Raw genomic sequence first — 10,678 nt, 5'->3', positions numbered from 1 at the left:
GCTGCTCACCAAGCCAGTTCGTCCCCGCCCTGCCGAGGGGGGGCCCCCACGCCCCCCCCTTTTTCTTTGTTCTTCCACAGGCAAACCCGGTCGTGGGCTCGGCAGACGCATCCCTGCAGGGCGGGGCAACGCCCCGCTGGAGCTTTACCGGGCTGGCCCAGGCGGGGCGTTTCCCCGCTCTACGCATGCGAGCGGAATATCGACATACGGGCGGAATATCGTTTCCGCAGTGCTGGGCGGCGCCCGGCCAGAATCTGCCGGGAGGGTCGCGCCGGGCGTTACTCCGCTTCGCCGGATGTCTTCGGCTGCAGGCACGTCGTTCTTCCGCAGCCGGACCAAAAAGAAACGGCCGCATCCCGTGCGGCCGTTGCAGGTGCATTCGTCGATTGCCGCCTCAGGCGGTGGCGGCCAGCCCGGCGAAGTCGTTGGCCATCTCGCGCCAGCCGTCGAGCCGCGGCAGCACCGCGGTGCGTTCCAGGTACTGCTCGTCCACCTGGCTGCCGCCGACCAGGGCCGTGGCCACGTGCACCGCGCCGGTGACCCAGAAGCTGCGCACGTTCGAGCGCTGCGGCTGCAGGTGGAAAGCGACCGCTTCGATGATCGGCATCGGCAGGCCCCACAGGCCCAGCAGGTAGGCGCCGGCCTCGGCATGGCCGGGGCGTTCGTCGCCTTCGGCCGCGGGCTCGCGCTCGTCGCGCACGCCGGGCAGCAGCAGGCCGATATCGGCCAGCAGGGCCGCGGTCGAGCCGAGTTCGGAGCTGGAGGACGGCAGCATCTTCGCGGCCAGGCGCGAGGCGGTCAGGGCACGCGCCTGCAGTGCGTTGCGCTCGGCGGGGGAGACCGACGGCACCGAGAACACTTCGCTGGCGAGCACCAGGTCGCGCAGGGTGGACAGGCCCAGCCGGGTCACCGCGCCGCGCAGGTCGGAAATCGCGCGGCCGCTGTTGAAAAAGGCGGAGTTGGACAGCTGCAGCACCTTGGCGGCGATGGCCGGGTCGGCCGATACCAGCTTGGCGATGTCGTTGGCGTCGCTGTTCTCGTCCTCTTCCAGCGCATGCATCAGGCTCAGGTACAGGTGCGGCGGCGAGGGCAGCTTTTCGATGCGGCCGATGGCGGCGCGTAGGCGCGGGCTGTCCAGCAGCTCGCGCAGTTCCTCAAGGCTGGTCAGCGCCTCGAGCAGCACTTCCGGCGACAGCGGCAGCGGCAGGAAGCGGTGCGCGACGCCGATGATGCGGGCCGCGGGCGCGCGCTGGCTCTGCGCGGCATCGATCAGCGCGATGCGGATCGTCTCCGGGCGCAGGGTCCGGATCTGGCCGAGCAGGGTGGCGGCAGTGAGGTCGGGCAGGAGCGGGGCCACGATGACCGCGTCGATCACGCTGGACGCCACCGTGGCGATGGCGGCATTGCCATCCGGGGCGGTCTGGACCTGCCACTCCTCGCCCAGGTCGGTGATGTATTCGAGGAGATCGGCCGACAGGCTGGCTTCGTCACCGACTAGCAGGATACGCAAGACACTTCCCCCAAATGGAACCGTCCGGCTGCGACCGGAACAGGCCGGAAAACCGGCCTGTCAATGTAGCGGAACACCCCGCCGAGGTCATGCCCGGCGCGCATGAAACGTGATCGTCGTCGCTGGCGGCGGCCGCCTCCCCAGAGGCGCCGCCGGCACGATTCAGGCCTGCTTGGCGGCGAAGCTCTGCTGGGCCTCGACCAGGATGCGCTTGGCCTCGGCGGCGTCGCCCCAGCCTTCGATCTTGACCCACTTGCCCTTTTCCAGGTCCTTGTAGTGCTCGAAGAAGTGGCCGATGCGCTCCAGCCAGTGGCTGGAAACCTGGGCGATGTCTTCCACGTGGCCGTAGCCGCTGAAGATCTTCGACACCGGCACGGCCAGGATCTTCTCGTCGCTGCCGGCCTCGTCGGTCATCTTCAGCACGCCGACCGGGCGGCAGCGCACCACCGAACCGGGCACCAGCGGCAGCGGCAGCACCACCAGCACGTCGGCCGGGTCGCCGTCGCCGCCCAGGGTGTTGGGGACGTAACCGTAGTTGCAGGGGTAGCGCATCGGCGTGGAGAGGATGCGGTCGACGAAGATCGCGCCCGATTCCTTGTCCACTTCGTACTTCACCGGTTCCGAATCCTTCGGAATCTCGATGATGACGTTGATTTCTTCCGGGGGGTTCTTGCCCGCGGAAACGAGTTCCAGACCCATGCGCTGCTCCGAATCGTGCGTTTGACAGAAGACGGCCATTCTACGCCTGCCGCTGGTGCGGCGCACCAAAGGACGGGGCGGGCGGGGAGCGGGCAGGGAAGGAGTGAGCGCCGGGGCCGAAGCCGCACGGCCGGGATTGCGGCCCCGGCCAGCGGGAGACAGAGGGGGCGGGAGGAGAAACGGGCTGCGTTGCCCTCGTTCGTTCCTTGCTCCCCTCCACCCGTGCACCGGGGTGGCGAGCGACGACGCCACGACAGCGATGAGTCCGATCAGCGCCCGATGCGCTGCCCCGTCCCGATCCCTTCCCCCGCAGGGCGGGGGAAGGGCGGGGGTGCCGTGCGCAGCCGGCTACGGTTACAGCAGCGGTACCAGCAGCAGCGCGACGATATTGATGATCTTGATCAGCGGGTTGATCGCCGGGCCGGCGGTGTCCTTGTAGGGATCGCCGACGGTATCGCCGGTCACCGCTGCCTTGTGCGCCTCGCTGCCCTTGCCGCCGAAGTGGCCGTCCTCGATGTACTTCTTGGCGTTGTCCCAGGCGCCGCCGCCGGTGGTCATCGAGATCGCCACGAACAGGCCGGTCACGATCGTGCCGATCAGCAGGCCGCCGAGCGCGCGTGGCCCCAGCAGCAGGCCGACCACGATCGGCACCGCCACCGGCAGCAGCGAGGGCACGATCATTTCCCGGATCGCCGAGCGGGTCAGCATGTCCACCGCCTTGTCGTACTGCGGCTTGCCGGTGCCCTGCATGATGCCGGGGATGTCGCGGAACTGGCGGCGCACTTCCTCCACTACCGCGCCGGCGGCGCGGCCCACCGCTTCCATCGCCATCGCGCCGAACAGGTAGGGGATCAGGCCGCCGATCAGCAGGCCGATGATGACGTAATGGTCGGACAGGTCGAAGGCGAAGCTCTCGCCCGGGTGCGCGGCCTGCAGGTTGTGGGTGTAGTCGGCGAACAGGACGAGGGCCGCCAGCGCCGCCGAGCCGATCGCATAGCCCTTGGTCACCGCCTTGGTGGTATTGCCCACCGCGTCGAGCGGGTCGGTGATGTCGCGGATGTCGCTCGGCAGCTCGGCCATCTCGGCGATGCCGCCGGCGTTGTCGGTGATCGGGCCATAGGCGTCGAGCGCGACGATCATGCCGGCCATCGACAGCATCGCGGTGGCGGCGATGGCGATGCCGTACAGCCCGCCGAAGTGGAACGCGCCCCAGATCGCCGCGCAGACCGCCACCACCGGCAGCGCGGTGGATTTCATCGACACGCCGAGGCCGGCGATGATGTTGGTGCCGTGGCCGGTGGTCGAGGCCTGCGCCACATGCTGCACCGGCTTGTACTGGGTGCCGGTGTAGTACTCGGTGATCCACACGATCAGCCCGGTCAGCACCAGCCCGATCAGCGCGCACAGGTACAGGTTGGTCGCGCCGTAGCTGGAGTCGGCCATCAGCTGCGTGGTCACCGGCCAGAACGCGATGGCCGCCAGCACGCCGGAGACGATCACGCCCTTGTAGAGCGCGCCCATGATCGAGCCGCCGGTTTTCACCTTGACGAAGAACGCGCCGATGATCGAGGCGATGATCGACACGCCGCCCAGTACCAGCGGATACAACACCGCGTTGTGCCCGGCCTCGGCGATCATCAGCCCGCCCAGCAGCATGGTGGCGATCACCGTCACTGCGTAGGTCTCGAACAGGTCGGCGGCCATGCCGGCGCAGTCGCCGACGTTGTCGCCGACGTTGTCGGCGATCACCGCCGGGTTGCGCGGGTCGTCCTCGGGGATGCCGGCCTCGACCTTGCCCACCAGGTCGGCACCCACGTCCGCGCCCTTGGTGAAGATGCCGCCGCCCAGGCGCGCGAAGATCGAGATCAGCGAGCTGCCGAACGCCAGCCCGACCAGCGCGTGCAGCGCGGCCTCGCCGGTCACGCCCAGGTGCCGGGTCAACAGCAGGTAGTAGCCGGCCACGCCCAGCAGGCCCAGCCCCACCACCAGCATGCCGGTGATCGCACCGCCCTTGAACGCCACGTCCATCGCCGCGCTCATGCCGTTGCGCGCGGCCTCTGCGGTGCGCACGTTGGCGCGGACCGAGACGTTCATGCCGATGTAGCCGGCCGCGCCGGACAGCACCGCGCCGACCGCGAAACCGACCGCGGTGTACCAGCTCAGGAAAATGCCCACCAGCACGAACAGCACCACGCCGGCGATGGCGATGGTCAGGTACTGGCGGTTGAGGTAGGCGCGCGCGCCTTCCTGGATCGCCGAAGCGATCTCCTGCATGCGCGGGTTGCCGGCCGGCTGGCGCAAGACCCAGCGCGCGGCGAACAGACCATAGGCGATGGCGATGACCGCGCACGCCAGGGCGAAGACGAGACCGTAGTGTTCCAGCATGAACCCCTCCAGCACAGGTGGATGTCGCCCAGCAACAGCTGAACGCGGGACACGCCGGGGATGAAGCACTGGAACAGACCCGGAGCCATGCAGCGGCCGTGGTGCGTGTCGCGGTGTTCAACTTTTCCTGGAGCCGTGGCGAGTATGGGTCAGCTGCCGTTCACTGTCACGGGTCGGTCACGCTTGCCATTGCGTTCAGCGCCGGGCTGGCACCGTGCTGCTTTCCATGATCAGCGAGGCTGGCCGATGAAGATGGGGCGTGGAATGCTGCCGATACCCTTGCTGGCCCTGCTTCCGCTGGCCGCAGGCGCGCAGGCGCCCGCGGCGGCGCAACCGGAGATACAGCGTCCACCCGGGACCGCGCAGGCGACGGGGGCGGTGCACACCGTGCGGCAGATTCCCGAAGCCTGCACCCGCATCGAAGGTCGTTTCACCGGCCAGGCCGATGCGCCCTACGACATGCAACTGGTGCGCACCGATGCGCGCTGCCAGCCGCGCGCGGCGCTGCTGGACTTCGCCCAGGTCCAGCCGGGCAAGGACGGCTGGCGGCTCAACGATCGCATCCGCATTCCCGCCGCGGCCTGCCCGGGCCTGCAGGCGGTGGTCGAAGTCTGGCGGCGTCCGGTCGAACAGCCAATGACCCGCGATGGGCAGGGCCAGTTGCGTGTCTACCTGGGCGAAGCCCGCCAGCAGGCCGAAGCCGGCAAACTGGCGTCGTTGCCGGCATTCGCGGTGAACCTGGCGATGGAAGGCAAACCCTGCCGCTGACCGCAGCCGGCGTAGAGCGGGGCAACGCCCCGCTGGGGCATTACCGGGCAAGCCCCGCCGGGCGTTGCCCGGCGCCACAGATCGCCGCCATCTTGTAGAGCGGGGCAACGCCCCGCTGGGGCCTTACCGGCCAAGCCCCGCCGGGCGCTGCCCGGCGCCACAGATCGCCGCCATCTTTGTAGAGCGGGGCAACGCCCCGCTGGGGCATTACCGGGCAAGCCCCGCCGGGCGTTGCCCGGCGCTACAGATCGCCGCCATCTTGTAGAGCGGGGCAGCGCCCCGCTGGGGCATTACCGGCCAAGCCCGGCCGGGCGTTGCCCGGCGCTACAGATCGCCGACATCTTGTAGAGCGGGGCAACGCCCCGCTGGGGCATTACCGGCCAAGCCCCGCCGGGCGTTGCCCGGCGCTACAGATCGCCGACATCTTTGTAGAGCGGGGCAAGGCCCCGCTGGGGCTTCGCCGAAAAAGCATCCGTCGTGCGTCGCCGAATGACGCGCGGCTCAGCCTTCCCAGTCCGGAAGCTTCTTCGCCACCGCCACGTTCTTCAGCGTCACGTACTTCGGCAGGCCGTCGCGGCCCCAGGGCAGCGGCGCTTCGCCGCGGATCAGTGGCTGCAGGTAGCGGCGCGCCTTTCCGGTGATGCCGAAACCATCCTTGCGGATGAAGCCGGCCGGCATCTTCTTCTCGTGGTTGGCCACCTTCGACAGCGGCGCGGCCTCGATCTTCCAGCGGTACGGCGCATCGGACGTGCGCACGATTACCGGCATCACCGAGTTCCGTCCCTCCAGCGCGAACCGCACCGCTGCCTTGCCGACGGCCTGCGCCTGCTCCCAGTCGGTCTTGCTGGCGACATGGCGGGCCGAACGCTGCAGGTAGTCGGGCAGGGTCCAGTGCACCTTGTAGCCGAGCTCGGCCTTGACCCGGCCGGCCAGGTACGAGGCGACGCCGCCGAGCTGGGTGTGGCCGAACGAATCGGCAGCGCCGCCGGCATCGGCGACGAAGCGGCCATCAGCGGTGTGGATGCCTTCGCTGGCAACCACCACGCACCAGCCTACCTTCGCCACCACCTGCTTCACCTTCGCCAGGAAGGCGGCTTCGTCATAGGCGCGTTCGGGCAGCAGGATGATCTGCGGCGCGTCGTCGGGATTCTCCCCGGCCAGCCCGGCCGCGGCGGCCAGCCAGCCGGCGTGGCGGCCCATCGCCTCATGGATGAAGACGCGGGTGGAGGTCTCGGCCATCGCCGCCACGTCCAAGGCGGCTTCGCGCACCGAGACGGCGGTGTATTTGGCGGCCGAGCCGAAGCCCGGGCAGGTGTCGGTGACGGCCAGGTCGTTGTCGATGGTCTTGGGCACGCCCACGCAGGTCAGCGGATAACCGAACTCCTCCGCCAGCTGCGAGACCTTCAACGCGGTGTCGGCCGAATCGTTGCCGCCGTTGTAGAGGAACCAGCGCACGTCGTGCGCCCTCAGCACCTCCAGCAGGCGCTCGTACTTCGCGCGGTCCGCCTCCAGCGACTTGAGTTTGTAGCGGCACGAGCCGAATGCGCCGCCCGGGGTATGGGCCAGCGCGGCGATGCTGGCGGCCGATTCCTTCGAGGTGTCGATCAGGTCCTCGCGCAGGGCGCCCAGGATGCCGTTGCGTGCCGCCAACACCTTGATTTTCTTCGCCCTTGCTTCGGCGATCACGGCCGAGGCAGTGGCATTGATGACGGCGCTGACGCCACCGGACTGGGCGTAGAGCAGGGTACCTCGGGACATGGGCGGGACTCTCCGGGCGGGGACATTTCCGGGACATTGGCCGGATGCGGTAAGCTGCGTTATTGCGGTGCAGCGTGAATCGGCCCATGAGTCTAACGCCGCTGTCCGTCCCTGGAAGAAACGTCCTCTACATATCAAGGGAGTCAGGAATGCGATTGGTTCTGTTGGGACCGCCCGGTTCGGGCAAGGGCACGCAGGCGACCCGCCTGAAGGAAGAACTGCAGATTCCGCACATCTCCACCGGTGACCTGCTGCGCGCCGAAGTGGCCGCCGGCACCGAGCTGGGCCGGCAGGCCAAGGCGGTGATGGATGCCGGCAACCTGGTGTCCGACGACATCCTGCTGGGCATGCTGGAAGCGCGCCTGGCCCAGGCCGAGGTCGCCAATGGCTTCATCCTCGACGGCTACCCGCGCAACGTGGCCCAGGCCAACGCGCTGGGCGAACTGCTGGCACGCCTGCAGCAGCCGCTGGACGCCATCGTGCAGCTGGACGTGCCGACCGAGCTGCTGGTCGAGCGCATCGCCGGCCGCGCCAAGGAGCAGGGCCGCGCCGACGACAACCCCGAATCGGTGCGCCAGCGCCTGCAGGTCTACAACGATTCCACCGCGCCGGTGATCGATTTCTACGCCGCCAAGGGCACCCTGGCCCGCGTCGACGGCGTGGGCGAGCTGGACGAGGTGCTGGCCCGCATTCTGGCCGCCATCAAGCATTGATGACGCCGTTCCGGCGCTGCCGGAACGCAAAAAACGAACGCCCCGGGCCATGCGCTGGTCCGGGGCGTTCGTCATAGAGGGGCCAGCAGATGGGCGTGCTCAGAGCCCCGCAGCATGAGCTCCCTGGGGATGGGCCTCTTGGGGAGTAGGACCTTAGGGATACTACGGCTGGCCCGTGCATTCTCGGTACGAATGTCCTGCGACGGTATAGGATTTTTCCCTACAGAACGGTAGGGGTGTCACCGCCATGGCGTACCCGAGCGTCGGCGCATCGGCGACAATCGGCGCATGAGCAAGATCCATATCCTCGGCATCGCCGGTACTTTCATGGGCGGCGTTGCCGCTCTGGCCCGCGAACTCGGCCATCCGGTCGAAGGCAGCGACCAGGCGGTGTATCCGCCCATGTCCACCCAGCTGGAAACGCTGGGCATCGCCCTGGCGCAGGGCTACCTGCCGGGCAACATCGGCGCCGATTGCGACGAAGTCGTGATCGGCAATGCGCTCTCGCGCGGCAACGCGGCGGTGGAGGCGGTGCTCGATGCGGGCCGGCGCTATACCAGCGGCGCGCAGTGGCTGGCCGAAAACGTGCTGCCCGGCCGCGACACGCTGGCCGTGGCCGGCACCCACGGCAAGACCACCACCACGACGATCCTGGCCTACCTGCTGCAGGCGGCCGGGCGCGAGCCGGGTTTCCTGATCGGCGGCGTGGCCGAGGATTTCGGCGTGTCCGCGCGCATCGGCCAGGGCCGCGAGTTCGTGGTCGAGGCCGACGAATACGACACCGCGTTCTTCGACAAGCGCAGCAAGTTCGTCCACTACCGGCCGCTGGTGGCGATCCTCAACAACCTGGAATACGACCACGCCGACATTTTCCCGGACGTGGCGGCGATCCAGCGCCAGTTCCACCACCTGGTGCGCACCGTGCCCGGCCGCGGCCGGCTGATCGTCAACGGCGAGGACGCGCGCCTGGCCGAAGTGCTGGCGATGGGCTGCTGGACGCCGGTGGAGCGCTTCGGTTTCGACCCCGCGCTGGAATGGAGCGCGCGCCTGCTCGAACAGGACGGTAGCGCGTTCGCGGTGCTGCATCGTGGCGCGGAAGTGGCGCAGGTGCGTTGGCCGCTGCTGGGCCGCCACAACGTGCTCAACGGCCTGGCCGCGCTGGCCGCGGCGCATGCGGTGGGCGTGGACGTGGCCGCGGTGGCGCCGGCGCTGGCCGGCTTCCACAGCGTCAAGCGCCGCCTGGAAGTGATCGGGCAGGCGCGCGGCGTGACCATCTACGACGATTTCGCCCACCATCCCACCGCCATCCACACCACGCTGGAAGGACTGCGCGCGAAGGTCGGCGCTGCGCGGATCGTGGTGGCGATGGAGCCGCGCAGCAATTCGATGCGCCTGGGCGCGCACGCGCAGGCGCTGGCGCCGTCGCTGGACATCGCCGATGCGGTGGTGTTCCTCGCCCGTCCGGAGCTGCCCTGGGATGCGGCCGGGGTGATCGCGGCGGTGCGTGGCGATGCGCAGGCGGTGGCCGACACCGACGCGCTGCTGGCGCGGCTGGGCGGGGCGGTGTGCGACGGCGACCACGTGGTGTTCATGTCCAACGGCGGCTTCGACGGCGCGCCACGCCGCTTCCTCGCGCAACTGCAGGGCTAGGGCTGATGCGCCTGCCGGGCGCGCGTCGGCGCTGCCGCCGCGCCGGCTCCATGCGAGCGGGGTGTCCGTGCCCGCATAGCGGCCGGACCGGGCGAGGGCAATCGTGGGCGGAACCAGTCCGCTAGGCGCAAGTCCGCCCGCGATGGTCCACAGGCAATCCATCGTGGCGGAGAGATAACCGCCGCTGCGCTACCCTCATCGTGTATCCCACTGTTCCCGGAGTCCGGCCAGGCCGATGACCGACACGCAAACCTTGCCCCTGTTCCCCTTGCACGGCGTGCTGCTGCCCGGCGCCGCACTCGGCCTGCGCGTGTTCGAAGCGCGCTACCTGGACCTGGTGCGCGAATGCGGCCGCCAGGGCGGCACCTTCGGCATCTGCCTGATCCTCGAGGGCGAGGAAGTCGGCGCGCCGGCCACGCCCGCGGCCTGGGGCGTGGAGGCGCTGGTCGAGGATTTCGATGTCGGCGCCGATGGCGTGCTGGAGCTGCGCCTGCGCGGCGCGCGCCGTTTCCACGTCAACCGCACGCGGGTGCGCGACAACGGCCTGGTGGTGGCCGAGGTCGAATGGCGCGATCCGGATCACGACGACGAACTGCGGCCCGAGCATGCGCTGCTGGGGCTGCTGCTGGAGCGCATCCTCGAGCAGGCCGGCGGCGAATTCGCCGGCGCCGGGCCTGCGCAGCTGGACCAGGCGGCATGGGTGGGTTGGCGGCTGGCCGAACTGCTGCCGCTGGAGGATGAGCAGCGATTGGTGCTGCTGCAGGAAGACGACCCGCACCAGCGCCTGGACCAGCTGCTCACCTGGATTCCCGATTTCGAACCACCGGCGGAAGCCGAGCTGTAGCGCCGGGCAGCGCCCGGCGGGGCTTCGCCGGGAAGGTTCCAGCGGGGCGTTGCCCCGCTCTACAAGGCGGCGGGGTTCTATAGCGCCGGGCAGCGCCCGGCGGGGCTTCGCCGGGAAGGCTCCAGCGGGGCGTTGCCCCGCTCTACAAGGCGGCAGGGCTATGTAGCGCCGGGCAGCGCCCGGCGGGGCTTTGCCGGGAAGGCTCCAGCGGGGCGTTGCCCCGCTCTAACAAGGCGGCGGGGGTCTGTAGCGCCGGGCGGCGCCCGGCGGGGCTTCGCCGGGAAGGCTCCAGCGGGGCGTTGCCCCGCTCTACAAGGCGGCGGGGCTCTGTAGCGCCGGGCGGCGCCCGGC

The 10,678-nt window shown here is 69.5% G+C and carries 8 protein-coding genes; 4 read left to right on the top strand and 4 right to left on the bottom strand.

Going from position 1 to position 10,678, the window contains the following annotated elements; translation table 11 throughout:
- Window positions 1-394: 394 nt before the first annotated feature.
- The 3 genes from QMX80_RS16360 to QMX80_RS16350 all read right to left on the bottom strand — a co-directional run bounded on the left by QMX80_RS16360 (window position 395) and on the right by QMX80_RS16350 (window position 4,594).
- Window positions 395-1,510: an HDOD domain-containing protein gene (locus tag QMX80_RS16360; RefSeq protein ID WP_282278204.1), complete on the bottom strand. Its 1,116-nt coding sequence runs from the start codon at window positions 1,508-1,510 to the stop codon at window positions 395-397.
- A gap of 162 nt (window positions 1,511-1,672) precedes the next feature.
- A complete protein-coding gene (ppa, locus tag QMX80_RS16355; protein WP_055771780.1) occupies window positions 1,673-2,209 on the bottom strand; it encodes an inorganic diphosphatase in 537 nt (178 codons plus the stop codon).
- A gap of 354 nt (window positions 2,210-2,563) precedes the next feature.
- The gene (locus tag QMX80_RS16350; RefSeq protein WP_055771948.1) at window positions 2,564-4,594 is read right to left on the bottom strand and encodes a sodium-translocating pyrophosphatase; all 2,031 of its coding nucleotides are present in this window, start codon (window positions 4,592-4,594) and stop codon (window positions 2,564-2,566) included.
- A gap of 264 nt (window positions 4,595-4,858) precedes the next feature.
- Here QMX80_RS16350 and QMX80_RS16345 point away from each other — a divergent pair, with 264 nt between their 5' ends.
- Window positions 4,859-5,362, top strand: coding sequence for a hypothetical protein (locus tag QMX80_RS16345; protein WP_282278203.1), 504 nt, complete (start codon window positions 4,859-4,861; stop codon window positions 5,360-5,362).
- 501 nt (window positions 5,363-5,863) lie between these two features.
- Here the strand turns inward: QMX80_RS16345 and QMX80_RS16340 are convergent.
- On the bottom strand, window positions 5,864-7,120 hold the full coding sequence (locus QMX80_RS16340) for a 6-phosphofructokinase (protein WP_282278202.1): 1,257 nt from the start codon (window positions 7,118-7,120) through the stop codon (window positions 5,864-5,866).
- Between the two features lie 149 nt (window positions 7,121-7,269).
- On the opposite strand from QMX80_RS16340, the gene QMX80_RS16335 reads away from it, so the two are divergent.
- From QMX80_RS16335 to QMX80_RS16325, 3 genes are all read left to right on the top strand, one after another.
- Entirely contained in the window at window positions 7,270-7,833 is a 564-nt protein-coding gene (locus QMX80_RS16335) for an adenylate kinase (protein ID WP_282278201.1), read from the top strand.
- Window positions 7,834-8,121: 288 nt separating this feature from the next.
- The gene (gene mpl, locus QMX80_RS16330; RefSeq protein ID WP_282278200.1) at window positions 8,122-9,483 is read left to right on the top strand and encodes a UDP-N-acetylmuramate:L-alanyl-gamma-D-glutamyl-meso-diaminopimelate ligase; all 1,362 of its coding nucleotides are present in this window, start codon (window positions 8,122-8,124) and stop codon (window positions 9,481-9,483) included.
- A gap of 235 nt (window positions 9,484-9,718) precedes the next feature.
- Entirely contained in the window at window positions 9,719-10,327 is a 609-nt protein-coding gene (locus QMX80_RS16325) for an LON peptidase substrate-binding domain-containing protein (protein WP_055771764.1), read from the top strand.
- Window positions 10,328-10,678: the final 351 nt, after the last annotated feature.

It is taken from the genome of Stenotrophomonas sp. PS02297, from assembly GCF_029959705.1.
Classification (GTDB): Bacteria; Pseudomonadota; Gammaproteobacteria; order Xanthomonadales; family Xanthomonadaceae; genus Stenotrophomonas; species Stenotrophomonas nitritireducens.
The sequence above is the reverse complement of the archived record's forward strand: the minus strand, read 5'-3'. Positions and strand labels throughout refer to the sequence as shown.